Source organism: Salmonella sp. HY31, from assembly GCF_042604575.1.
GTDB classification, from domain to species: Bacteria; Pseudomonadota; Gammaproteobacteria; order Enterobacterales; family Enterobacteriaceae; genus Salmonella; species Salmonella diarizonae.
Genome location: NZ_CP170479.1, coordinates 508,039 through 534,313, shown reverse-complemented (window position 1 = coordinate 534,313; position 26,275 = coordinate 508,039). Strand labels below are relative to the sequence as shown.

Here is a 26,275-nt window from a genome sequence, read left to right as displayed (position 1 = left end):
TACAATATTTGTACGATGAATTAGGGTGTACAAAAATTTGTACGCGAGTGGCAACCTGTGATTTTTGTATAAAAAAAGCGCGGGATGGGGCCCGCGCAAAAAAGGTATGACAGTATTATTGTTTTGCAGCAATACTCAGGGAATACATGCCATCCTCAAAAAAAGACTCTCTGTGATTAGGCTTTCACGCACATAACGTGATATACGCCATCAATAATTTCCGTGCCTTCGGTTTCATGCTCAAAGCCAGGGAAGTGATGATCCCAGGATTGCAGCGAGCGTAAGTAACCCACCTGCGGACTGTTTTCATCGCCAAAGTTTTCGCCGGAGAGGAGCATCGGGATTCCTGGCGGGTAAGGAATAACGGAGTTCGCCGCAATGCGACCCGGCAGATTTTCAATCGCCACCATTTCAATATTGTCGTTCACGATCGCGTTGTAGGCGTCGCGCGGGGTGATTTCCGCGGCCGGCAGGGTGGAATAAGCGGCGTTGAGACGGGCGCCTGGGTTATTTTCACGTAGCCAGGCAAACATTTTATCGCCCAGATCATGAATACCCATGTTCGCGTAAGTGTCAGGATAATCCTGCACCAGTTCCGGCATCACCTGCGCCAGCGGCGTATTCGCGTCGTAATGGTGTTTGAAGGAACACAGTGTGTTGATCAACGTCCCCCATTTCCCGCGAGTGACCCCCATGGAGAACAGGAACATAATCTGGAAGTCGGTGGTGCGGGTCGGCACGATACCGTGGCGGCCAAGCCATGCCGTGACCAGCGCAGCAGGTACACCGGATGCTTCCAGTTCGCCATCGTCGCCCATACCCGGCGCCAGGATACTGACTTTGATCGGGTCCAGCATACTCCAGTTATCCGGCAGGTCTTTAAAGCCGTGCCAGGTTTCCCCGGGGCGCATGACCCAACAGTTCTGGTCGGTAGCCAATAGTTTTGCCGGCGCGTCAGCGAAGTCATACGTTTTACCGGTTTGTGGATCGGTGACGACATCTTTATTCCACGGTTTAAAGAACCAGTCGCCTTCGTCAGTAAACTCTTTATAAAGACGCGCCATCGCCTGACGGAAATCGACCGCTTCGTCAATCACCTCCTGAGTGAGCGACAGGCCGCTGTTGCCGTCCATCATCGATACCGCCACATCGTTGGATGCGCAGATGGCATATAACGGAGAGGTGGTGGCATGCATCATATACGCCTGGTTGAAGCGGGAGAAATTCACCGCGCCGCGGCCTTCACGAACGTGGATGTAGGAGGCTTGTGAAAGCGCGTTCAGCAGTTTGTGAGTAGAGTGGGTGGCAAAAACGGTCGGACCGTTATGGTCGCCTGGCTCGCCGCGCATCGCGTAGTGATCGCAATAAATCGGGTTGAAGCGCGCATAGCCGTACCATGCTTCGTCGAAGTGAATGCGATCGCTGGTTTTCGCCAGCAGATCCTGCGCCTCTTTGGCGTTATAGCATACGCCGTCATAGGTACAGTTGGTCACCACGCTGTAAGAAGGTTTCTGTCCGGCTTTGGTTTTGGTCAGCGGGCTGGCGCTGATTTTTTTCTGCAAGGTTTCAGGCTGCATTTCCTGCGGGTAGATTGGCCCGATAATGCCGTAACGGTTACGGCTTGGCACCATATATACCGGTTTGGCCCCGGTGAGGATCAGCCCCTGTTCGATGGATTTATGGCAGTTACGATCCAGTACGACGACATCATTATCCGTCATACAGGCCTGCATAATAGTGCGGTTAGAGCCGGAGGTCCCGACAACCACGGACCAGGAGCGGTCGGCGCCGAATACGCGGGCGGCGTTTTTCTCGCTTTCGCCAAACGCGCCGGTATGGTCGAGTAGTGAACCAAGCGTGGTACGCTCAATCCCCATGTCGCTGCGGAACAGGTTTTCGCCATAATAATCGTGATAAAAGCGACCGGCAGGCGTTTTAGTGAAGCCGACGCCGCCCTGGTGTCCAGGCGCCGCCCATGAGTATTCATGAATGTCGCTGTATTTCATCAACGCGTTAAACAGCGGCGGTAACAGTTGCTGGCGATACCGGGTCATGGCGGCAACGGCGCGTCCGGCGATAAAGTCAGCGGTGTCTTCCAGAATCCAGGCGAACTCATCGACAAGCTCCAGCAGGTCGCGGTCCAGCGATGCCGTCGCTTTTTCCCTGTCGCCTAACAGGAAAACGGGTACGTTTTGCTGACGCTCGTGAAGCTTACCGATCAATTGCCTGACACTCAGGTGCTCATCCGGTTGTTCCATTTGATAGCTGAACATCAGACAGTCAATGGCTTCGTTCGCGGACAAGATGGCATAACCGTCATCGAAGGATGTCGATTTAATGACGGTAACATTTTGTTGGCTCAAGGCATCCGCCAGACGCTCAACCGCGTTGCCAACCCAGGTGTCCTGATGCAGAAACTCACTTTCAACAATTAATACTTTCATCATCTTTTACCCGGTTGTGGAGGCCGTGCAATTTACGCCTTGCCGACCCGCCGTATGAATGTGACGTGGGCAAGTATTACCCCGTCAAATAGGGGGTGTAAAGTGGTTAAACAATAGCCGGTTATTGATATTATTTTTTAATAAACAATTAGTTAATTATTTATAGCGTGCCATTTCACCCACGGTTTATCGACAGGTGAATTATTTTTTTGGCTGATAGTGGTATCCGGTTTCAGCCGGGCATCGTCTGGCGCCGTTGCTGGCTTAGCTTGCGGTATTGTTGCGGCGACATGCCGACAAATTTGCTGAAAGTACTGTAAAAACGGCTGCTGGATCGGAATCCGGCAGTCAGAGCGACATCGAGGATCGTTTTGTCAGTATCGCTCAATAAGGCGCGTACGTGATTGATGCGCATCGCCGTGATGTACTGCTTCATCGTCAGTTGCATGACCCGCTGGAATATTCCCATCGCGTAATTAGCATTGAGTTTGACATGCTCCGCGACGTCGTTAATGGTTAGCGCCTGATCGTAGTTATCGGCAATAAATCCCAGCATCTGGCTTACGTAAAACTGCGCATGGCGTGAGACGCTATTCTTGTGGGTGCGTGATGTTTTATTGAGCAAAATGGGTTGCCAGCCGGAAAGGCTAAAGCGTTTAAGCATCAGGCCGATCTCATCGATCGCCAACTGACGAATTTGCTCATTCGGGCTGCTTGTTTCCTGTTGCCAGCGCAATACTTCAAAGGTACTAAGTTGCTGGGTTGCCAGCGATTTTACCACCATCCCGTGCGTGACGTGGTTGATAAGATCGCGAGCCAGCGGCCAGGAGAGAAACAGGTGCATCGGCAAACTGAAAATCGCCATCTGTCGGCAATTGCCGGGGCGGGTAAGCTGGTGTGGCGTACAGGCCCAAAACAGGGTGATATGTCCCTGCTTTATCTGCACGACTTCATTGTTGATTAAATACTCCACATCGCCGTCAAACGGAACATTCACTTCCACTTGCCCATGCCAGTGACTGCTGGCCATCCTGTGCGGCGGCCTCAGTTCAACGTCCAGCCGTTGATATTCAGAATAGAGCGACAACGGGCTACGGGTTTGCTTTTCATCACCGTTGCACATGTGCGGGTCGGGCGGGAGAAAGGTTATTGGCTGCGTACTCATCGTCACTCCATTTCCTGAATTATCAGAATTATGCGCGTTTAGCAGGGAGGAAACCGGGAATCCGGACACAGAATCCGTCGGTATTGTAGAGCGTAGTCTGACTATCAGGCCGAATACTCTGCTTTTTACGCTATTTTGTCCCAAAAACTCAGATCTTCCGCGCGTCAGCATACGATCTGAGTTTTCGGGAATGCTCATTGGGGAAGACGGAGGTTTTCACCGGGAACGCGTGCCACCATGAAGGTGTTCACTACTGTTCTGGAGAGTCATGATGGCGGCACCCAAAATTACCTTTATCGGCGCAGGTTCTACGATTTTCGTCAAAAATATCCTCGGCGATGTGTTTCATCGCGAGGCGCTAAAGTCAGCGCATATCGCCCTGATGGATATTGACGAAACCCGGCTTGAAGAGTCGCACATTGTTGTACGAAAACTGATGGACTCAGCGGGCGCTTCTGGCCGAATTACCTGCCATACCAAACAGAAAGCGGCGCTACAGGATGCGGATTTCGTGGTGGTCGCCTTTCAGATTGGCGGCTATGAACCCTGCACCGTGACCGATTTTGAGGTCTGTAAACGTCATGGCCTGGAACAGACGATCGCCGATACGCTGGGGCCGGGCGGCATTATGCGCGCATTGCGGACCATCCCGCATCTGTGGCGGATTTGCGAAGACATGACGGAAGTCTGTCCGAAGGCCACCATGCTCAATTACGTCAACCCGATGGCGATGAATACCTGGGCGATGTATGCCCGCTATCCGCATATCAAACAGGTCGGCCTGTGCCATTCTGTACAGGGAACGGCGGAAGAACTGGCGCGCGATCTGAATATCGATCCCGCCTCGCTGCGCTACCGTTGCGCCGGCATTAATCACATGGCGTTTTACCTGGAACTGGAACGCAAAACGGCTGACGGGACTTATGTCAATCTCTATCCTGAATTGCAGGCGGCCTATGACGCCGGACAGGCACCGAAGCCCAATATTCACGGCAATGAACGCTGCCAGAACATTGTGCGCTACGAGATGTTCAAAAAGCTGGGTTACTTCGTCACCGAGTCATCAGAGCATTTTGCCGAGTACACACCGTGGTTTATTAAACCGGGACGCGAGGATCTGATTGCGCGCTACAAGGTGCCGCTGGATGAATATCCGAAACGCTGCGTAGAACAACTGGCGAACTGGCATAAAGAGCTGGAGGAGTATAAAACCGCCGAGCGTATCGATATCAAACCGTCCCGCGAGTACGCCAGCACCATTATGAACGCACTGTGGACCGGCGAGCCGAGCGTGATTTACGGCAATGTGCGTAATGAGGGGCTGATTGATAACCTGCCGCAGGGAAGCTGCGTGGAAGTGGCTTGTCTGGTGGATGCCAACGGCATCCAGCCGACGAAGGTGGGGACGATCCCTTCTCATCTGGCGGCGATGATGCAGACCAACATCAACGTGCAAACGCTGTTGACCGAAGCCATCCTCACGGAAAACCGCGATCGCGTGTATCACGCGGCGATGATGGACCCTCATACCGCGGCGGTGCTGGGTATAGAAGAAATCTATGCGTTGGTTGACGATCTGATCGCCGCGCATGGCGACTGGCTTCCGGCCTGGTTACGCCGTTAATCTCCAGCCGCGCTGGACGGCAGATCCGGCGTTTAACCTCTACTAACAGAAGGCGGGCGCTGGTAACAGCGACCCGGTACCCTATGAGCATCTCTCTGACAACAAAGCTGAGTTACGGGTTCGGTGCGTTTGGTAAGGATTTCGCCATCGGCATCGTGTATATGTACCTGATGTATTACTACACCGATGTGGTGGGACTCTCGGTCGGCCTCGTCGGCACCCTCTTTCTGGTCGCGCGAATCTGGGATGCGATAAACGATCCCATCATGGGCTGGATTGTCAACGCCACGCGTTCGCGGTGGGGGAAATTTAAGCCGTGGATATTGATCGGCACCTTAACCAATTCGCTGGTACTTTTTCTGCTGTTCAGCGCCCATCTTTTTGAGGGAACCGCGCAGGTTGTATTTGTCTGCGTGACCTACATCCTGTGGGGCATGACGTATACCATTATGGATATCCCATTTTGGTCGCTGGTGCCGACCATTACGCTTGATAAGCGAGAACGCGAACAACTGGTGCCGTTCCCGCGTTTCTTCGCCAGTCTGGCTGGCTTCGTCACTGCCGGTATAACACTGCCGTTTGTGAATTACGTTGGTGGAGCGGATCGCGGATTCGGCTTTCAGATGTTCACGCTGGTACTGATTGCGTTCTTTATAGCCTCGACTATCGTGACATTACGCAACGTACATGAGGTGTACTCCTCCGACAACGGCGTAACGGCTGGCCGCCCACATCTGACGTTAAAAACAATCGTTGGATTGATATACAAAAACGATCAGCTCTCTTGCCTGTTGGGAATGGCGCTGGCATATAACATTGCCTCCAATATTATCAACGGCTTTGCGATCTACTACTTCACCTATGTGATTGGCGATGCCGATCTTTTTCCCTATTACCTTTCTTACGCCGGCGCGGCGAATCTGCTGACGTTGATTCTCTTCCCCCGGCTGGTGAAAATGTTATCGCGGCGGATATTGTGGGCGGGTGCCTCCGTGATGCCCGTTCTGAGTTGCGCAGGGCTCTTTGCGATGGCGTTGGCGGACGTCCATAATGCCGCTTTAATCGTGGCGGCGGGTATTTTCCTTAATATCGGGACCGCGCTCTTTTGGGTGCTTCAGGTGATCATGGTGGCGGATACGGTCGATTATGGGGAATTTAAGCTCAATATTCGCTGCGAGAGTATCGCCTATTCCGTACAGACGATGGTCGTGAAGGGCGGCTCGGCGTTTGCGGCGTTCTTTATCGCTCTGGTGCTGGGGCTGATTGGCTACACGCCGAATGTGGCGCAGTCTGCGCAAACCCTGCAGGGGATGCAGTTTATTATGATTGTCCTGCCGGTACTGTTTTTCATGATGACGTTAGTTCTCTACTTCCGCTACTACCGTTTGAACGGCGATATGCTGCGCAAGATTCAGATCCACCTGCTGGATAAATACCGGAAAACACCGCCATTCGTCGAACAGCCGGATAGCCCGGTGATTTCTGTGGTAGCGACCAGCGATGTAAAAGCGTGAGCATGGTCTCTCGTCCAGGCCGGATAAGCGTAGCGCCATCCGGCAATTAACCGATAACGCGGCCCGGGAGAATGCCGGGCCTGCCAGGTTATTTCGCGCAGTTAGCGCACTGTTTGCTGACAATCTGCTGGAAGAAATCGTTGCCTTTGTCATCCACTAGGATAAAGGCCGGGAAATCTTCTACTTTAATTTTCCAGATAGCTTCCATGCTGAGTTCCGGATACTCGACGCACTCCAGATGCTTAATGCTCTGCTGCGCCAGTACCGCCGCCGGGCCGCCGATACTGCCCAAATAAAAACCGCCGTGTTTTTTACAGGCATCCGTGACCTGCTGGCTACGGTTGCCTTTCGCCAGCATGATCATACTGCCGCCGTGGGATTGCAGCAGATCGACATAAGAGTCCATTCGGCCTGCGGTGGTGGGGCCTAATGAGCCAGATGGATAACCTGCCGGGGTTTTTGCCGGACCTGCGTAATAGATGGGATGGTCTTTAATGTACTGCGGCAGACCTTCGCCGGATTCGATACGCTCTTTTAGCTTCGCGTGGGCGATATCGCGACCCACGATAATGGTGCCCGTCAGCGACAGGCGAGTCGAGACCGGATACTGTGATAGCTGGGCGAGGATCTCTTTCATCGGGCGGTTGAGATCGACTTTCACCGCGTCGCCTTCGCCCGCCTGACGCAGCGCTGGCGGAATATACTGGCCCGGATTGTGTTCCAGTTTTTCGATCCAGATGCCTTCGCGGTTAATTTTCGCTTTAATGTTACGGTCTGCCGAGCAGGAGACGCCCATCCCCACCGGACAGGAGGCGCCGTGACGCGGCAGGCGAATCACGCGAATATCGTGGGCGAAATATTTCCCGCCGAACTGGGCGCCGAGGCCAAGTTTTTGCGCTTCTTCCAGCAGTTCCTGTTCCAGGTGGAGATCGCGGAATGCCTGGCCGTGCTCGTTACCTTCCGTCGGCAGCGCGTCGTAATAGTGAGTGCTGGCGAGTTTTACGGTTTTCAGCGTGCTTTCCGCCGAGGTGCCGCCAATGACAAATGCGATATGGTATGGCGGGCAGGCCGCGGTGCCCAGCGTGCGCATTTTCTCAACGAGGAAGTTTTTCAGCTTACCAGGGGTGAGCAGCGCTTTAGTCTCCTGATAGAGATACGTTTTGTTTGCTGAACCGCCGCCTTTCGCCACGCAGAGGAACTTGTACTCGTCGCCGTCGACGGCATAGAGATCGATTTGCGCTGGCAGGTTGCTGCCGGTATTAACCTCTTTGTACATATCCAGCGGCGCGTTCTGCGAGTAGCGCAGGTTATCTTCGATATAGGTATTGAATACGCCTTTGGAGAGTGCGGCTTCATCGCCGCCGCCCGTCCAGACACGTTGGCCTTTTTTACCCATGATAATCGCCGTGCCGGTATCCTGGCAGGTTGGCAGAACGCCTTTGGCGGCGATCTCGGAGTTTCTCAGGAATTGCAGCGCCACGTATTTGTCGTTTTCGCTGGCTTCGGGGTCGTGGAGAATGGCGGCGACTTGCTGCTGGTGTTCAGGGCGGAGCATGAAAGATGCGTCGTGGAAGGCTTGCTGAGCCAACAACGTTAACGCCTGCGGCTCAACGTTGAGGATAGATTCTCCGTTGAATTCACTGACGCTGACATAATCGGAGGTGAGCAGATAATACTCTGTTTTGTCCTCTCCCATCGGGAAAGGCGCCTGATAGATAAACTCTTTTTTCGACATGTGCTTCCAGCCTAATAGTAAGAAAATGTATTAAGAGCCTCATGGGCCAGACTCTAAGTCGCGCGCCGCGCATAACCGGGCGGCGCGCGCTGCCATTACAGGAATCCGTACATTGCGGCAAAGATCCAGCCAAAGACGCAGGAGACGCTTACGCCAATCAAACCCGGCAGAATGAAGCTGTGGTTAATGACGAAGCGGCCAATATGGGTCGTGCCGGAACGGTCAAACTGAATCGCCGCCAGATCGCTTGGGTAGGTCGGCAGGATGTAGTAGCCATAACATGCCGGCGCAGAGGCCACGATATACGCCGGATCGACGCCGATAGCCAGCGCGACGGGAACAATCGCCGCCAGCGCTGCCGCCTGGGAGTTAACAAACTTGGAGACCAGCAGCAGAACGATGGCGTAGGCCCACGGATACTCTTTGACCATTTCACCCAGCACGCCCTGAATTTCCGACATGTGCGCGCCGAACATGGTTTCCGCCATCCAGGCGATCCCGTATACCGCGACAATCGCAATCATACCGGAACGAAAGACTTCATTTTTTGAGATAGACGCAGGATTGGTTTTGGTCAGGATGATAATGAGCGCCCCGGTCAGCAGCATGAACATCTGAATGACCAGCACCATCGACAACGGTTTGCCGCCGAAGGTAGGGCGTAAGTCGGAGTCTGCCCCCAGGATAGCGACCACGGCGATAGCCGCCAGGAAGATCCACATCGCCAGCCAGTTGCTTTTCGGCAGTTTTTTATCCAGCAGCGTCGCGGTATCGCCGTACACGTACTGACGGTTTTCCGGCACGGAGATAAATTTCTGAAACGCTTCGTCTTTATCCAGATCTTTACCGCGGAACCAGCTAAAAATGCCGATCGCCAGGATGCCGAGCAGGGTAGAGGGGATGGTGATCGACAGCAGATCGAGGAATTCCAGATGCCTGCCATCAAAAGTTACGTTGCCCAGCATTGCCACCAGAGAAACAACAGCGACGGAAACCGGACTGGCGATGATGCCCATTTGCGCGCCGATAGAACTGGCCGCCATTGGACGTTCCGGACGGATATTATTCTTGATCGCTACGTCGTAGATAATCGGCAAAATGGTGTAGACCACGTGGCCTGTACCACACAGAATCGTCAGGGTACAGGTGACGAACGGCGCCACAATAGAGACATATTTGGGGTTGCGGCGCAGCAGCTTTTCGGCAATCTGCAACATCACATCCAGACCGCCTGACGCTTGTAATGTTGCCGACGCGGCGACTACCGCGATAATTACCAGCATTACGTCAACGGGCGGTTTACCTGGCTGGAGATGGAAAACAAACACCAGAATGACCAGACCGATACCGCCCAGCAACCCGAGCGCGATCCCTCCCTTTCGGGCGCCATAAAACAGACATATTAATATTATGAGAAGCTGTATACTAAATAACATTTTTATTTACCCTCGCGATAAACCCAGTCAATTTTGATAAATGGATCACAGCCATCTTCTGATTTGTATGAATGAACATCAGGAGGTGGCGAATATTCAATGCGCCAGTGGCGACGATTAACGGTTAAGCGTTTTACAGAGTTGCTTTAAGTAATTATTTTCTTACGATGGTGATGTTCAGTGGGAATCACCCTCTGGCGATGGGCAGGTGAAACGAATGAGAGCAGGAGGTTAAAATATATCTGTTTGAAAAACAGGTATATTTTATTTAGTTTTCGCGTCTCGTCAGCGTATAAATCATACAGAATGTGACTTGTGTGATCATTATCACGCCATTTTTCTAAATTATTCGTATGGCGTCTGGAGACGAGTTTCTGCTCACAAATATACGTATTGTCCATAGGCGTAGCACGAGCTCCATTGCTACAAACGTAATTTTATTTAAGTGTCAGGAAAATTTCGGACCAATCCCTTTTTTAATAAAAATACACACTCTCGGCAGGGGATAATACTTAATTAACTTTTGTTAGCGTTTTGAAATTAAAAACAGCGCATGGCGCTGTAATTATAGAAAATAACGTTAACTGGCCTACGTTGGGTATATTTGATCTGACACAATTTTCCTGATTTGTTATTAATGTGATAGCGTTTTTATTTATATTGTTATAATAATTGTTACCAATATATAACGCTTCGCGTCAGATTTATGCTGTATCCTTACTGACAATATTGTTTAAGTAAAGAGTAATGTTCCGGCTGAACGCGGTAGCGGTAAACCGGTCTGCCGGTCACGCCGTAATGAATGCTGGTAAACAAGATATGGCAATTCACCAGCCAGATAAGATATTTACGGCAGGAGACGCGAGAGATATTCACTTCGTTGGCCAGCTCGTCGGTAGAAAACTCCTGCTCCTGATGCGCATCAATCCACTGGCATAAGGTGCGTAGCGTTTGCTGCGTCAGCCCTTTTGGCAGCCGGCGAGGCTCCTGCTCGCTGGATGAATTGCCGTGAATGAGCAGATCAAGCTCAGACTGTTCGTAATACTGGCGTTTTTCCATTGCCGTTTTCTTACGTAGCCAGCCAGTTAGCGCTTCTTCAAAGCGCGTGGCCTGAAAAGGCTTGATCAGATAATCCACTACGCCGTAGTGAAGCGAATCTTTAATGGTGGCGGCGTCAGCGGCAGAAGAAATGACAATAACGTCGCTTTTGCAGCCTGCGCTGTGCAGGACAGGCAGCAGATCCAGTCCATTTTCCTGCTGCATGTAGATATCCAGTAGGATCAGGTCAATGTGATTTTCACTGTTGAAGATAAACTCTTTCGCTTTTTCCAGCGTCGAAGCGGTTCCACAGCAATGAAAACCGGAGATTTGCGCGACGTAGCGGCGATTTAGCTCCGCGACCATCGCATCGTCATCGACAATTAATACATTGATCATAGGCTGGTCCTTTCCCCATCCCAGGGTAACTGTACAAAAAATTGTGTGAAGATCCCAGGTTCAGATTCCACGGAAATTACGCCGCCAAGCGCTTCAACCTGCTGTTTAACCAGCGCTAAACCGACGCCGCGTTCGGCGCCTTTTGACGAGACGCCTTTTTCAAAAATCGCGTCGATGCGCTCAGGTTCGATACCGGGGCCATCATCGCTCACTTCGCAATGCAGCCAGCCATGACGGTAGTGTAACGAGATGCTAATTTCGCCGCCGGACTCCTGGCCCAACGCTTCCAGCGCGTTTTCAATCAAATTACCCAGCGCCGTAATCAGCACCGTGACCTGATCTTCATTGTTATTATCCGGTAATTGGCTGTCACTGCTTATCACCAGGCTGTGCCCGAAATCAGAGGTGCGATTAATCTTACTGAACAAAAATCCAGCGATAATCGGCGATTTTATTTTACCCAGCAGCAAACCGATCTCTTCCTGATAGTTATTGGCCGTCTTGATAATATACGCTTCAAGCTGCTTATAACTCTTCAGGTGCAATAATCCCAGAATCACATGTAATTTGTTCATGAATTCGTGGGATCGTTCACGGAGCGCATCCGCGTAGTTCACCATCCCGTCCAACCGTTGCATCAGTTGGCGAACTTCTGTTTTATCCCTGAAGGTGGATATCGCGCCGATAATTTCGCCGTTGCTGCGCACCGGAACGGTATTCACAAGCAGCAGACGGCCTTTGACGATGATCTCTTCATCGCGGCGCGGCGTACCGTCACGCAACACTTCGCTAATGTCTACCACCTGCGACCAGGCATGGCTCAGGGTGGATAATCTGGCGTCATCCTGCGTTTTTCGATAATCGAGCAGCGCCTGCGCCGCATGGTTAATCAACGTGACTTCGCCGCTATCATCGACGGCGATAACGCCTTCTTTGATCGACTGTAGCATAGCCTGACGCTGTTCAAAAAGAGTGGAAATTTCATACGGTTCGAGGCCAAACAAGATTCGTTTTAGCACCTTGACCAGCGCATACGTGCCTAATAACCCCACCAGAGCGCCGAACAGAATGGACCAGATAATACTGCCGCGGCTATTGTTGATCTGTTGCGTAACGTGACGGAGTTCCAGGCCAATCGCTACAACGCCGATCTGCCGGTGGCGTTCATCATAAACCGGCGTAAAAACGCGCAGCGCTTTGGCGAGAAAGCCGCGATTAATGGCGACGTTTTCCTTTCCCTGCAGCGCGAGCAGAATATCATCGCCTTTGAACGGTTGACCGATTCGCTGCGCTTCTGGGTGCGAATAACGGATGCCCTGCATATTCGTCACCACAATAAACAAAAAGCCGTTATGCTGGCTCACCGCTTCGGCGAGCGTCTGAATGCCGCTTTCCGCAGGCGGTTTTTTCAGCCCCTCGCGAATTGTCGGAGAGTCCGCCAGCGAGCGGGCCACCGCCAGCGCTTTATCTGCCAGAGCGTCGCGCGTCATGCTGCTGATTTGCGAGAAATAGATCAGATGGACCACAACGAGCACCGAGAACAAAACGGCGCTGACCATCAGAATGACGGTCGTGCCGAGTTTCATGGGGCGTTTGCGTAACGCCCGGCATGGCAGGGAGTGTTTCATAGCGGACCTGAACTGATGAATTGTAAGGTTATTATCCCTGATGAAGCGTCTAATTCAAAGGTAGTAGGCGACGTTGCACGGTTGCACCAATGTTGAAAAGCCTGTCTTGCCTTGCAGGGCACTCTACCTGCTCGTCTCGACTGGCAAACGTCATGTCGTTAATTAATATCGCTGTATACCGTGATAGGTAATTTATTTTCATCAAAATTGCATAAAATAATTCTTACCCCTGGCGCGAACTCGGACATAGTGAGCCGCTGTGCGCGTCATGGTCGCTACCGGATGATGATGCTCTTACATGGCAATTTTCCGTGTTGTTTGAAGGCCAGGGAGAGATGACCGTCTCGCCCTGGGGATTCCGCTATCTGGACCTGCTGCAATGTAATACCATTAGTGCGTTCTATGCCCGACTTGCCGTCGTGACGACATGCTATCTGCAGGACGTTCAACAGAAACAGGGGCTACAGCCTGAGACTAACCGATTGTTTTTCTGAGATATCTATCAGGTTTTGATGACGCACTGTAATGCTTATATCGCCATCGTGCCCGCTGTCGCGCCAGCGGGCACAGTCTGACATTACAGTTCCGGCGTCTTTTTAAAACCGGTCAGCATCAGCACCAGGCTCTGTTTTGAGTTCGCTGGCGTGAAATCGTAGTGATTTCCCTGACGGTCGCCGCCGATATACCAGGATACTTCCGTTTTCCCTTCTGCCAGCGCTTTGCGCACCGCTTTATCGACATCAACCATGCGGTATTCATGCGAGTAGTTTAGATATAACACGGCATCGGAACGGTAGTTGATCGCCGGTTTATTGTTCCATGACACGGTACTGGCGTGCCAGTCGTTGTTGGTTGGGTAAAAGAAGATCTGATCGGCGCCGTTCGTTTCCGTTTTGCCGCCAAAAAGGCGAATACGGTATTTGAATAGCGAAGCGTCCATATTGGCAGGTAGGGGCGGGATCTTAAATTTCACCAGCGTGAGCGTTTCCGGATGCTGCGTGCGTCCGCCATTTGTCCAGTCATCCTGTACATACAAGGTATCGACGTTGGCATGAGGCTTGTCGTCTTCGCTGCTTACCCAGGTATTTTCTTCCGCTTTACTGTAGGCGTAAGGAACCGTAGTGCCGCAATCCAGCCCCTGATTCATACACAGATCCGTCATAAACTGCGCGCCATCTTCCGTCCAGCCATTCATAAAATCGGCATGGGCGGTATAAAGACTTCCCCAGCGCTCTTCCCGGGTTTCGCCATGCATTACCGGGTCCATCGACAATTCCACCTTGGACGTATCCAGCGAGGAGATCTGCGGGAGTACCCAGGCGATGTTCATATTAACTGTCGGGATTTTGACCGGATATTCTGCGGAACATTTCCCGTGGTCAGCATAGGTCGCATTATTGTGACTATGGGTCGGCTTCAGGTTGACGCCATCCCAACAGTTGGGGAAAGCGATCCCGATATTAAACTGGACGGCATCGCCCGCTTTACGCAGACCGCATATTTCGCCTGTTGTTTTGGTGTAACCTTTACCATTGGAGCATAAGAAGGTAATGGCTGAACTGGGGCCGGTTCCGTGATGATCGCCTGCCAGTAGTTCCAGCCCAGCCGGGAACGGATGGAGCGGATATTGCGCTACATTTGTGGATTGATAATAGGTCTTTTGGTAGGCCGGTTTTACGATTTCGCCATTGGGTAATTTCATGGACGGCGCCCAGTAAGCGGAGCTGTCGGCTTTATTATCGCAGGTGGTATCTGGTTGCGCGCGCAACGTCTGGTAGGTAGAGACCGCGTCGGTGTGGGTGTTGCCAAAAAAATCATGCCACATCGCCTGATTCGCTTTACCAAACATCATAATCGCGTCATCGCCTAGTGTGTGGTGATAGCCGCACACGACGTGCGCCTGAGGGCCGGCATGAGCCGGGAGTGCGCCAGCGGCAACAAGCGTTGTCAGGCCGGCGGTAATAAGGTTGAGTTTCATTTTTTGCTGTCCGGTTGAATAGAAGTAAGAGCAGCAATAGCAGATCCGATCGCGGTGTTGCATATCATTAATTATCACTTTTTGTCATTCGCCCTGCATAGCGGCGTTAATTTACAGACTTAATATTTAAATAATTAGCCGGAACTACCTTCCTCTTGATTATGTCAATTTACAAAAAAGATACATTAGTGATTAAAACAGGTCTTTTTGTGATAACGCTGACCATTCCATTTTGTCTATGCTGGTGGCAATCGCCATAACCGGATATCGATTCTATCGGGCACGGCTTTATTTTTAAGAAATGCGTTACGGCATCAGTCGTGACGTGATCTGCTATGGATTTTTTATGAGATTACTAAAACGCTGTATTGTGGTTGTACTCTTTGGCGTGATTTTATTTATGGTCAGGGACGATATTCGCTATGTTTATCAGCTAATTCTGAAATATGGCGATAAACCTTCGGCGCTGACACTCAGTGGCTATAAAGCGGTTATTCAGGAAAAACCAGTCGCAGGAATTAAGAGTAACCTTTCAGGTCTGACCTACTCCGCCGAAGACAGGATGCTTTTCGCCGTTATTAATAATCCCCCTGAACTGGTCTGGCTAACGACAGAAGGGCAATTAGTGGGGCGGATGCCGCTCCAGGGAATCTACGACCCGGAGTCTATTGCGTGGAGTGGGGGCAACCAGTTCCAGATAGGCAGTGAGAAAGAGGGCGCGGTATATAAAACGCAGGTTGATATTCAGCGCGGCACTATGCAGATAATCTCCATGGTTAAGCTTGAAGGCTATAACAAAACAAAAAATAAAGGGCTGGAAGGTACGGCATGGGATGCGAAAAATGAGAGATTGTATGCCGCTAAAGAAAGAAAACCCATTGTGATCAAAGAAGTAGAGATGAGCAAAAATGGTATCACCAGTGTGTTGCCTTCTACCGTCACCGCGAGCATTAGCGATGTCTCCGGGCTGGAATATTATGCCCCAACGGATTCGCTGCTGGTATTGTCGGACGAGTCAAAAATGATTCTGGAGATCAGTTCCGAGTGGCGGGTGCGCGATCGACTATTCCTGACGGCGGAGTGGTCAGGGCTTAGAGACGATATCCCTCAGCCAGAAGGGATTGCCATGGATGATGAAAATAATTTGTATATTGTGAGCGAACCAAATCTGTTTTATAAGTTTTCCCGTGATATACAGAATGACCAAAATGTATTTTTACTGTCACATCATGCTAAAACAGTACAAGGCTATTAATGCCATGATTTGCAGATTACTTGATTCGTTGATTCATTGTTTGGGGAAGTTATGTTTTACTTACCTCAGTAACGGATTACTTTGTGGTGTAGCGTAACGGTAATTGTCCTCCTCATATTTGCGGCAGCGTAGTCTGCCGCTTTTTTTTATTCTTTTAATAAACTAACTGTCTTCTGTAATAATTAACAGACAATAAATATTATTATTCTGTTTTTATCAGGAGGCCTCCGAAGAGGCCTCGTCATGGTGTTGTTTAGTTATAAGGCATAATATTCTTCCTCAACGCTTACCGAATGCAAAGTCGCCTCACTAAGCGAAATCATTTCATCTGCGCCGGAACTCTTGTTAACTGGATTTTCCGTTGGTGATGTACCCGTAAATGTTCCACTGGCAACAGCACTATTACCGGCGGGATCGGTGGCCGTTATGGTGTACTGATTCTCCCCCGACAGAATAACGGATTGCGGAACAGAAACATGCCAGTCACCAGAATCATTATCGACGCTAGCGGGATATTCCGTACCGTTAACCGTGACCTTCACCTGAATATCCTGATTGGCTTCCACCGTTCCCTGGAGGGTGACGGTACTATCAACACCGTCAGCCGTCGATCCCAGTGTGGGTTCGGCGGGCGGTTGCGTATCGATGGTCAGCCGCTCGTTCAGCGTATTTTCGTTCCCGGCAGCATCTTTAGCGGTAAGGGTATATTCATAAGCGCCGTCATTGAGGGACTGGTCAAGGGTAATTGTCCACTTCCCGGCGCTGTCAGCGGTTGTGGTGAACACCTTACTGTCGATGTTCAGTGTGATCGTCGCATTGGCTTCTGAAGTACCGGTAAAGGTTGGCGTATTGATGCTGGTGATATTATCACCTGCCGTCCCGGTATCACTGTTATCTTCCAGAGAAAGCACTGGCGGCGTAGTGTCGATTGTTAGCCAACCGGCAGACAACGAAGAGGTGTTTCCTGCTATGTCTTTAGCCTGTACGGTATATTGATAAATACCATCATCTAACGCATTAGCAGCCGGTAAGGTAAAGTGCCATCTACCGTCATTCCCCGCCTGGAAGGTATGTGTTTTCTTATTGAGCGTCAGAATAACGGTCGCTCCGGGTTCCGTTGTGCCAGTGAATGTCGGCGTTTTATCACGGGTGACATTATCTCCTTTGTTGCCGGTATCTGAATCTTCGGTAAGCGTGCCAGCGGTAGGCGCGGGTGAGGTAGAATCAACGGTGAGCGAACCGTTGGTCGGCGTAGACGCATTTCCGGCGGCGTCTTTGGCCTGTACCGTATAAATGTACGTATCGTCAGGCAGCGCATTTTCCGTCGGCAACGTGAAGCGCCATACACCGCTGCTATCGGCCTGGAACTCATACGTTTTGCTATTGATAGTGAAAATAATGGTTGCGCCTGGATCTGTCGTACCGGTAAAGGTCGGGGTGCTCACACTGGTGATATTATCGCCAGTGATACCCGTATCCGTATCGGCAGTCAGTTCCCCGACAGCCGCATCGGGCGGCGTTGTATCGATAGTTATTGATCCCGTAAAGGCATCAGATGTCGTACCTGCCGTGTTCTGGCCTTGTAGCGTGAAGTTATAAGAGCCGTCATTCAGTTCATCTCCGGCAGGTAAGGTAAAACGCCACGTGCCATCATTATTGACCGGTACGTCGTAACGTTTACCGTTGAGGGTCAAAATAACGGTGATATTAGGTTCTGCCGTACCACTGAAGGTGGGGAGATCCGTACTGGTAATATTATCACCGGGCGTACCCGTATCAGACTCGGTAGCAAGCCCACCATTTGGAATGGCAGGAAGGGCGAGATCGATTGTGATATTACCGTTAGTGGTTGCGGAAACATTTCCGGCGGCGTCTGTGGCTAACACTGTATAGGCATAGTTACCGGTTGCCAGCGCATCGGCCGAAGGTAAAGTAAAGGCCCATGTACCGTCGGTCGCCGTAGGGCATTCATATATTTTGCCGTTAATAGAAAGCGTGATAGTCGTTCCTGGTTCCGCTTTTCCAGTGAATTTGGGGGTTGTAATGCGCGTGATATTATCGCCCGCCACTCCCGTGTCATAACCGGGCGCAAGCCCGGCAGTGGGAGCTGTTGGCGGCATAGTATCAATAATGACCGAACCTGATTGTTCTGCGGATGTATTTCCGATAGCGTTTTTGCTCTGTAAGGTATAGGCGTAAGTCCCATCGGTGAGGATATCGTCTGCCGGCAACGTGAATTTCCAGGCGCCATCATTCCCTACCTGGATCTCATACGCTTTACCATTGATACGTAGAATAACGATGCTGTTGGGGTCAGCCTTACCACTAAATGTCGGTGTCGTTACGTTGGTGATATTATCTGTGCCGGTAGTGGCGTCGAGACCTCCGCCAGGGATAGTTGGCGCAGTGGTATTAATCGCCACCGAGCCGGCGGTGGGCGCTGATATGTTCCCGGCGGTATCCTGAGCTAAAACAGTGTACTGATACGTTCCGTCTGGCAGCGAATGACCCACAGGTAATGTTATTGTCCAGGCACCGTCGCTCCCGGCTTTGGCCGTATAGTCTTTCCCGTTGATCGTCAAGATCACGGTAGCGTTCGCTTCCGCTGTTCCTGTAAAGGTCGGATTCTTTATATGCGTAATACCATCGCCTGTGACGCCACTGTCCGCACTTTCCGCCAGAGCGGCTACAGGAGCGTCCGGAGGGGAAGTATCAACAGTAAAATCGCCGTCATAGCGTGTTTCGTTTCCGGCATTATCCGTTGCCAAAACCTGATAAGAGTAGCCGCCATCCGTTAGTGTACCAGGGAGACGGAATGCCCAGTTTCCAGACGCATCGACTGCCACAGGATAAGTAGTGCCTGCAAAAATAACGACAATAGACGCGCCGGGCGCGGTTTTGCCCGACAGCGTGGGCTGGGTGTTGTTGGTTATCTGATCGCCCGTAACCCCGCTATCGCTTCCGGCGTGTAATCCAGCATTTGCTGAGGGCGGCGTATTTTGAACGGTAACATTACCGTTCACTTGTACGCCGCTTACGTTACCGCTGGCATCCGTCACTGTAATCGTGTATGGGTAGCTACCATCTGCTAATTTACCGGCCTCCGGCAGGGTTATGTTCCATTTACCATTATCGCCTGCAATAGCGGTATACGTTTTACCGTTAATCATTAACGTGACGGTCGCGCCGCTTTCTGTGGCTCCGCTAAAAGTTGGCGTAGTCTGATTCGTGAGATGGCTGCCGAGCGCCCCGGTTTCGCTGGCGATATCCAGCCCGCCGGTTAAATAATCGGGAGCAGTGGTGTCAATCGTGATGGTCGCCGTAGAGGATGTCGTATTGCCTGCGCTATCAGTGGCAGTGACCGTGTAATGATAATCCCCATCCGTTAAGGCATGAGTCAACGGTATCGTCCATGTTCCGTCTACGTTAGCTGTGGTGGTATACCGATTACCGTCAATCGTGAGCGTAATCGTGGCATTGGCCTCAGCGGTTCCCATGAGTGTGGGCGTGGTATTGTTAGTGACATTGTCCGCTTTGGCGCCGGAGTCCGTATCGTCACTCAGTCCATTTATCTGGAGGTGAGATACACTGTCGATTGTGATCTTCCCCATTATCGGAGGGGATTGATTACCTGCCACATCTTCGAGCGAGATAGAGTAATCATGATCGCCATCGCGTAATGGACTGGTAATGGCGAGTTTCCAGTTACCATGCTGATCGGCAACGGTTTTATAGGTTTTACCGCCAATCGTGACGATAACCGTGACGCCAGTGGGCGCCGTACCAGAAAAGTTAGGTTTTGTATTACTGGTGATGGTATCTCCGGTATCGCCAGTATTGCTATCAATATCCAGGCCGCCAGTCACTAAGCCCGCCATATTTCCACTCTGAATATTCAACTCGCCGTTGAGAGGCGTGCTGACGTTTTGCGCAAGGTCAGTAATGGAAACAGTATAGTTATGCGTACCAGTATTTAATGGCGTGTTGACAGTGACTTCCCAGTTCCCCTGGTTGTCCGCTACCACCGTATGCGTTTGCCCGCCAATCGTGAGCGTTATCGTGGCGCCAGGTTTTGTTTTGCCTGTAAAAACCGGCGTTTCATTGTTAGTGATAAAATCGCCTAATACCCCACTGTCCGTAGCAGCGCTGAGTCCTACCGTTGTGGTTGGCGGCGTGTTATCAATGACGAACTGCCCACTAATGGTCGATGATTTTCCTGCGGTGTTAGTCGCTGTCACGGTGTAGCTGTAACTATTGTTTGATAAGCCGGGGAGCGCCAGAGTCCAGTTGCCATCAGCGGTAACGATGGGGGTATAAGTCATGCCGTTGATTGTCACTATCACCGTTGCGCCTGGTGTGGTCGTGCCTTTTAACGTTTGATCGTTATGATTACTCCAGCCATTGGCGATATTCGGATCGGCAGTAGTATCCAGTCCGCCTGTTAGCGCTACGCTGGAGTTATCGACGGTAAGCGTTCCGGTAATCGTAGGGGAAAGATTACCCGCCTTATCGACAGTCGATATGCTGTAGTCATAATTACCGTCCCGCAACGTTTCCGGCACGGTAAAGCTCCATTTACCGGCGTTATTGGCGGTTACGGTGTAGTTTTGCCCATTAAGCGTAATCGTGACTTTCAGACCGGCTTCCGTGCTTCCGCTAAACGTAGGCGTGGAGTTGTGAGTAATGTTATCGCCCTCGATGCCGGTATCGCTGGCGTTGTCCAGCCCGCCGGTCAACGTCGGAGGAACGGAGTCGCGGGTGATTCTAACGGTGTAAGTGGTTTCCAAACCATAACTATTGGTTACGGTAAGACTCCAGGTGAAGTATCCGCCCTGGGGCGTATCTGCCGGGAATTCTGACGCAGGCAACTGGATTTTCCAGTTGCCATCCGCGTCAACGACGGTGGTTAAAGGGCCTGACCCGCCTGAGTTTTTTCTGATGGTAATCGTATCGCCTGGATTACCGCGTCCGACGATAACCGGCGAGGTGTCCGTATAGAAAATACTGTTAGTTGAGCCAGCAGTGCCAATGAGATAATCTTCATGACCGCCAAATTGTGCATTAGGCGCGGCGACGACATTGCTAATTGTGCCATGAAATACGCCGCTATTCCCCGCAGCATCGGTAGACGTTATGGTGTAATCATAACGTGTATTGGGAAGAAGATTTGCATCCTGTAACCAGATTTGCCAGTTACCATTACCGTCTGACGTGGTTGAGTAACGTTTTCCGTTGATCTCTACAATAACTTCCCGATTAGGTTCTGCTTTTCCATTAAACGTCGGCGTAGCCCACCGGGAGGCTGAAGGATCATTCGGTGTCGCATCGCCAGGACGAAGTCCCCCGGTAATTTCCGGCGGCGTATGGTCTATGGTGAAGGAACCGTTAAATGAGGTGACCGAATGTCCGACAATCTCTGTCAGTTTGTAGTGATATTCCCCTTCAACGAATGGCCCTCCCGGTAATGTAAACGTCCAGGTGCCATCGGCATTAACCGGAATAGTATATTCCTGCGCATTAAACTCAATACGTAATGTGGAACCGATACTCGCTTTGCCGCTTAATGATGGTGAGGCATTTTGTGTCTGGTTATCGCCGACTACGCCAGTATCATCTTCGGGGGAAAGAAATCCGATCAGAGTACTGATTGTCACCGAGGCGGAGTGGGTGGTTTCTGTACCAAATTTATCCTTGAAAGTCAGCGTATAATCATGTGTTCCTGAACTCAGCGGCGCGCTGCCAGGCACCGTAAACGACCACTTTGTTCCCCCGGCGGTAATCGTTAACGGATAGGTTTTACCGCCGATGGTAATGGTGCCGCGCAAGTTGTCGCTAGGCTGGCCTCCGGCGATGGTGCCTTCCAGCGTTGGTTTGGTTACTGATGTCAGGTTATCGCCTTTGGTATCGCTATCCGTCTCGTCAGAGAGCCCGCTAGTGATGGTCAGTTTACGCTTACAAATATAGATGGCGTCAGACGTAGTGGTGGTATTACCGGCCGCATCGGTCGCTGTGACAGAAAAACGAATGGTGTGATAATTGCCATTATCCTGAACCAGGCCCGCAGGAAGGGTGAATTTCCATGTTCCATTGCTGGCGATATCTGTGACGTTATAGGTTTTATCATTAATGCGAATGGTCACTTTTGAGCCTGCTTCGGCTCTACCTGTGAGAGTGGGGGTAAGGTCATTAGTCCAGTATCTGTCTTTGTCGCCCGTATCGCTGCTGCTGTGTAATTCAGAGCTCGTTAACGATGGCGCTGTATTATCAGTAGTAACACTCCCTTTAGTGGTGGTTTTATTTCCGGCTTTATCCGTGACGATAATTGTATAACCGGCCTTATAATTAGGCGGCAAACCCCAGGTTGGACCTTGCAGTGTCCAGTCCCCTTTATGGTCTGCCGTGGTGTGTCGTATCTGACCATCTATATGCAGGGTGATCGTAGCGCCTGGTTCGGTTTTGCCGGTAAAAACGGGCCGGGTCGTTTTAGTGATCATATCCCCTTTGATGCCGGTATCTGAATCGCTCGTTAATCCCACTGTCGATAGGGGGTTAAGGGTATCAATAAAAATATTATTCGTGGTGATGGCGGATAACCCGGTACCGGTATCCGTTGCAGTCACCGTATATTCGCTAAACCCTTCGTTCAGTGCGTGGGTTACATCAATGGACCAGGAGCCGTCAGCCGCCGCCGTTGTGGTATAACTTTGCCCGGCGATGGTCAGGACGATCACCGTATCCGGCGTGGCCTGTCCGACAATTTTCGGCGTATTGTCATTTGTAATATTATCGCCCTTGATGCCGCTGTCGCTATCAGCATCCAGCTGCGCTGTAACTTTAGGCGGTACTACGCCTGATGGGACATAATTAAAATTACCTGTAATTGTTGCCGTGTTTCCGGCGAGATCTTCTGAGGTTACGGTATATTCATTCAGGCCGGGCTCCGCATCTTTGGGCAAGGTCAGTTTCCACCTTCCGGTGTCATCTACGGAAGCCGTATAGATCATGCCTTTGATGGCGACGGTGACAAGGCTGCCAGGTTCCGCCATGCCGCTGAGCATCGGGCGGACAAGCTGGGTAGTATTATTCCCCGCCGTACCTTCCATTACGCTGGAAAGATCAAGCCCGCCGCTGAGTTGGGAAACGGTATCAACAGAAAACAGATGTTCGCTGCTTGAGGTGTTGCCCGCTTTATCAGTAGTGGTGACCGTATAAGTGTATGTTGCATCAGGAAGGTCGTCCGGTATTGCATAGTGCCAGGTACCATCAGCCCCAGCTTTCAATGTATGGCTCACGCCGTTAAACATAATTTCTATGTCAGCTTCGGGCTCCGTCGTACCGGTAAGAATGGGGCGGATAACATTCGTGATATTGTCCTGAGTATTCCGTCCGCTATCCGATGCTTCGTCTAAACTTGCTTCAGATGAAGGAGGGGTTGTGTCCACGGTAATGCTGCCTGATGCCGTCGCGCTGGTGCCCACCGCATTTTCAACTTTTACCGTATATTCATATGTCTCATCCGCAAGCACATCCGGGAGCGTTAAAGACCAGTTACCGTCTGTATCGGCAGCGACACGGTATTCCACATTATTGATGGTCAACACCACGGAGGTATTTGGCGTTGCTGTACCGTGGAAGGTTGGCTGATTAATGTGTGTGATACCGTCACTGTTACTCACGCCGCTATCATCGCTTTCACGCAGGCTTACGGTGATTTCCGGGATACTGGTATCAATAACCAGCGTCATATTCCCCGTGGTTTCGCTCATATTTCCCGCATTATCTTTTGCGGCCACGGTAACGTCATAGCGGCCATCTGCCAGCGGCGTATCCAAAGTGAGCTGCCAGTCGCCATTTTCATCAGCCTGAAGAGAATAAATATGGTCATCAATAGTGACGAACACTTCCGTATGAGGCTCTGATTTTCCGCTCAGAGTTGGGGTAGTAATATTGGTGATGTTGTCGCCGGAATCGCCGGAATCGCTATCGGCGTCAAGGTACACCGTGGGGGCAGACGGAGGGGTGGTATCAAGCGTAAATTTACCTTCTAATGGCGAGGAAGCACTATTACCTGCGGCATCCGTTACCGAAAGCGTATAAACATGCTCGCCATCATCTAATACCAGGTCTTCTGGCACTTTCCAGGTCCATAGCCCATTTTCATCAGCCTGGACAGAGAACGATTTACCGGCCAGCGTAACGGTAATGATCGCTAAAGGCTTGGTATTTCCGGTTAATAGGGGATGTGGGTTATTGGTAACGCCGTCAGTGTTGCTGCTACCTGTATCTGATTCTGTCGATAATGTTGCCGTTATTGTCGGAGGCTGGGTATCAATTGTCACTTTACCGGTTTGCGTAGCGCTATTCCCGGCAATATCGGTCGTTTCAACGGTAAATTCATAGCTACCGTCGTTGAGCGCCGGAGTGATTTCAAGTTTCCACTGCCCTTGTCGATCGGCAATGACTTCATAAACGTTGCCATCGAGGGTCAAAATAACATGGGCACCGGGTTCCGTTTTTCCTGTCAATACTGGCTGGGGAATATTCGTCAGAAAATCGCCCTGCTGTCCGGAATCCGTGGCGGCGGATAGCGCAAATGTAGCATCAGGCGCGGTCGTATCGATAGTTACGGTGTTATTCACCGTTGCGGTATTTCCTGCCTCATCGGTAGCAGTAACCTGATAATGATATACCCCATCTGGCAAATTCGTACCTGGAGATAAATACCACTGACCGTCTGCATTGGTAACGGTGGTTAACGTCATGCCGCCAATAATAACATTAATGATGGAACCCGGTTCGGAAGTGCCCTGAAGCACAGGTTTGGGATTATTGGTTATCGAATCACCGACAATGCCGGAGTCTGACGCAGGGGCAAGTGAGGCAGTGAGCCCGGAAACTTCACTATCGATTACGACGGTGGTAGTAGATTTCACCGTTTTGCCGCCGCTATCGGTGATAGTAAAGTTTATCTCATACTGACCATCTGGTAGAGGAGAAGAGAGTTGTAAGGTCCATTTACCATCTTTATCAACGGTTAACGGGTAGTGCGTCTTGTCTATTATAAGGCTTGCCGTCGCGCCTGGCGTAGCATTGCCGGTAAAGGTTGGTGTAGTAATATTGGTAATACCGTCTCCTGTTTTGCCGGAATCGGCCTTCGCATCCAGTTGACCGGTAATAAAAAGAGGAACCTCTGGCGTAGGTAATGGCTCCAGGGCCTTTTCTGCCTGCTCGCTTGATGAAGAACTTGATGACGCCGGTGGGACTGGCGGTGTAGCGGGTGGTGTGGGAGCGTTATTCACGACCTCTTCTTCGGCAGGTTTTAAATTTTTAGAAAGTTCTTGCTTTGCTTTTTTGTCAATAATTTCTTTCTTTTGTGATAATTGTTCGTTTTTTTCGAGCTGTATATTTTCTTTTAAATCTGTAGTCTGCTGTTTGAGGAGTTCCTCATACTCTTTAATTTTTTGCTGTAAAGATTCTTCCAGAGCTTTATTTATATCAGCAAAAGTATCTTTTACCTGTTGTTCTGACTCATCCTTTGTAGTTTCTGGTGTGGATTCATCGCTTACTAACTTGTCAGCCAGGTAGACTGTATCTAACCCAAGCTGATAAGTTTTTATAGAAGAGATAATATGATCCTGATTAATTGTTTTTCCCGTGGTATCACGTAACTCAACATTCCCCAAAACCAGGTTGGTTAAGCCATCTTTTAAAGTTGTGGTATTACCATTAGAGGTCGTAACTATCAAGTCAAAACCACTTACTTTGTATGATTTTATATCAGAAATAGTTTCTGGCTTAAGGTTGGTATTATCTGTTGAGGAGGTGTTTTCTTTCATTGTCATACTGCCTATTTCCTAATGATAGTTGAACGGGTAGCTGAAAAAATAATAATTTTAATAGTGTGCTAACTTGTTTTTAGCGAAGTTTAATTTTACATTTCTGCCAGTTCGAAATAAATCAAGCAATATGCCAATGGTCTAAAGTTATAATATGTCAGGCCTATGCTTATATGTCTGAATAGTACTTATTAAGTATAATTAAATCATGTCCAACAATATC

Annotated in this window: 10 protein-coding genes and 4 pseudogenes; 4 read left to right on the top strand and 10 right to left on the bottom strand. The window is 50.6% G+C overall.

Annotated features, from left to right (window positions below; genetic code table 11):
- Nucleotides 1–176: 176 nt before the first annotated feature.
- Nucleotides 177–2,444 (bottom strand): arginine decarboxylase, encoded by a 2,268-nt coding sequence (gene adiA, locus ACE15A_RS02500; protein WP_088734702.1) that lies wholly within the window; start codon nt 2,442–2,444, stop codon nt 177–179.
- A 232-nt stretch (nt 2,445–2,676) separates the two neighbouring features.
- The gene (melR, locus tag ACE15A_RS02495) at nt 2,677–3,609 is read right to left on the bottom strand and encodes a transcriptional regulator MelR (protein ID WP_023249523.1); all 933 of its coding nucleotides are present in this window, start codon (nt 3,607–3,609) and stop codon (nt 2,677–2,679) included.
- Between the two features lie 268 nt (nt 3,610–3,877).
- On the opposite strand from melR, the gene melA reads away from it, so the two are divergent.
- Together melA and melB are read left to right on the top strand one after the other, a co-directional pair.
- Nucleotides 3,878–5,233 (top strand): alpha-galactosidase, encoded by a 1,356-nt coding sequence (gene melA, locus ACE15A_RS02490; protein ID WP_077944567.1) that lies wholly within the window; start codon nt 3,878–3,880, stop codon nt 5,231–5,233.
- Between the two features lie 83 nt (nt 5,234–5,316).
- Nucleotides 5,317–6,747 carry a melibiose:sodium transporter MelB gene (gene melB / locus ACE15A_RS02485; RefSeq protein ID WP_053509233.1) on the top strand — a complete coding sequence of 477 codons (1,431 nt, stop codon included), beginning with the start codon at nt 5,317–5,319 and terminating at the stop codon, nt 6,745–6,747.
- Between the two features lie 88 nt (nt 6,748–6,835).
- Here melB and fumA read toward each other — a convergent pair whose 3' ends face one another.
- The 4 genes from fumA to ACE15A_RS02465 form a co-directional block, all read right to left on the bottom strand.
- Nucleotides 6,836–8,482, bottom strand: a complete 1,647-nt coding sequence (gene fumA / locus ACE15A_RS02480) for a class I fumarate hydratase FumA (RefSeq protein WP_053509234.1) — start codon at nt 8,480–8,482, stop codon at nt 6,836–6,838.
- 95 nt (nt 8,483–8,577) lie between these two features.
- On the bottom strand, nt 8,578–9,918 hold the full coding sequence (dcuB, locus tag ACE15A_RS02475) for an anaerobic C4-dicarboxylate transporter DcuB (RefSeq protein WP_000899152.1): 1,341 nt from the start codon (nt 9,916–9,918) through the stop codon (nt 8,578–8,580).
- A 717-nt stretch (nt 9,919–10,635) separates the two neighbouring features.
- On the bottom strand, nt 10,636–11,355 hold the full coding sequence (gene dcuR, locus ACE15A_RS02470; protein WP_000611307.1) for a two-component system response regulator DcuR: 720 nt from the start codon (nt 11,353–11,355) through the stop codon (nt 10,636–10,638).
- On the bottom strand, nt 11,352–12,983 hold the full coding sequence (locus ACE15A_RS02465) for a sensor histidine kinase (protein WP_023249527.1): 1,632 nt from the start codon (nt 12,981–12,983) through the stop codon (nt 11,352–11,354). The genes dcuR and ACE15A_RS02465 overlap by 4 nt, the downstream gene beginning before the upstream one ends.
- A gap of 224 nt (nt 12,984–13,207) precedes the next feature.
- On the opposite strand from ACE15A_RS02465, the pseudogene ACE15A_RS02460 reads away from it, so the two are divergent.
- Nucleotides 13,208–13,477: pseudogene (locus tag ACE15A_RS02460) on the top strand (dehydrogenase); the annotation flags it as partial.
- Nucleotides 13,478–13,560: 83 nt separating this feature from the next.
- Here ACE15A_RS02460 and ACE15A_RS02455 read toward each other — a convergent pair.
- Entirely contained in the window at nt 13,561–14,961 is a 1,401-nt protein-coding gene (locus ACE15A_RS02455) for a DUF1996 domain-containing protein (RefSeq protein ID WP_053509238.1), read from the bottom strand.
- A gap of 301 nt (nt 14,962–15,262) precedes the next feature.
- On the opposite strand from ACE15A_RS02455, the gene ACE15A_RS02450 reads away from it, so the two are divergent.
- Nucleotides 15,263–16,216 (top strand): SdiA-regulated domain-containing protein, encoded by a 954-nt coding sequence (locus ACE15A_RS02450; protein ID WP_023249530.1) that lies wholly within the window; start codon nt 15,263–15,265, stop codon nt 16,214–16,216.
- Between the two features lie 257 nt (nt 16,217–16,473).
- Here ACE15A_RS02450 and ACE15A_RS02445 read toward each other — a convergent pair.
- The 3 pseudogenes from ACE15A_RS02445 to ACE15A_RS02435 form a co-directional block, all read right to left on the bottom strand.
- Nucleotides 16,474–16,611: pseudogene (locus tag ACE15A_RS02445) on the bottom strand (hypothetical protein); the annotation flags it as partial.
- A gap of 60 nt (nt 16,612–16,671) precedes the next feature.
- Nucleotides 16,672–16,863, bottom strand: a pseudogene (locus ACE15A_RS02440) (hypothetical protein); the annotation flags it as partial.
- Between the two features lie 51 nt (nt 16,864–16,914).
- A pseudogene (locus tag ACE15A_RS02435) lies at nt 16,915–26,052 on the bottom strand (Ig-like domain-containing protein); the annotation flags it as partial.
- Between the last annotated feature and the right edge of the window lie 223 nt (nt 26,053–26,275).

What these genes read in the sequence shown, in the direction of transcription:
- dcuB (WP_000899152.1), bottom strand. Translation starts at nt 9,918, where the DNA reads ATGTTATTTAGTATACAGCTTCTCATAATATTAATATGTCTGTTTTAT.
- ACE15A_RS02455 (WP_053509238.1), bottom strand. Translation starts at nt 14,961, where the DNA reads ATGAAACTCAACCTTATTACCGCCGGCCTGACAACGCTTGTTGCCGCT.
- melB (WP_053509233.1), top strand. Translation starts at nt 5,317, where the DNA reads ATGAGCATCTCTCTGACAACAAAGCTGAGTTACGGGTTCGGTGCGTTT.
- adiA (WP_088734702.1), bottom strand. Translation starts at nt 2,444, where the DNA reads ATGAAAGTATTAATTGTTGAAAGTGAGTTTCTGCATCAGGACACCTGG.
- melR (WP_023249523.1), bottom strand. Translation starts at nt 3,609, where the DNA reads ATGAGTACGCAGCCAATAACCTTTCTCCCGCCCGACCCGCACATGTGC.
- ACE15A_RS02465 (WP_023249527.1), bottom strand. Translation starts at nt 12,983, where the DNA reads ATGAAACACTCCCTGCCATGCCGGGCGTTACGCAAACGCCCCATGAAA.
- melA (WP_077944567.1), top strand. Translation starts at nt 3,878, where the DNA reads ATGATGGCGGCACCCAAAATTACCTTTATCGGCGCAGGTTCTACGATT.
- ACE15A_RS02450 (WP_023249530.1), top strand. Translation starts at nt 15,263, where the DNA reads ATGCGTTACGGCATCAGTCGTGACGTGATCTGCTATGGATTTTTTATG.
- fumA (WP_053509234.1), bottom strand. Translation starts at nt 8,482, where the DNA reads ATGTCGAAAAAAGAGTTTATCTATCAGGCGCCTTTCCCGATGGGAGAG.
- dcuR (WP_000611307.1), bottom strand. Translation starts at nt 11,355, where the DNA reads ATGATCAATGTATTAATTGTCGATGACGATGCGATGGTCGCGGAGCTA.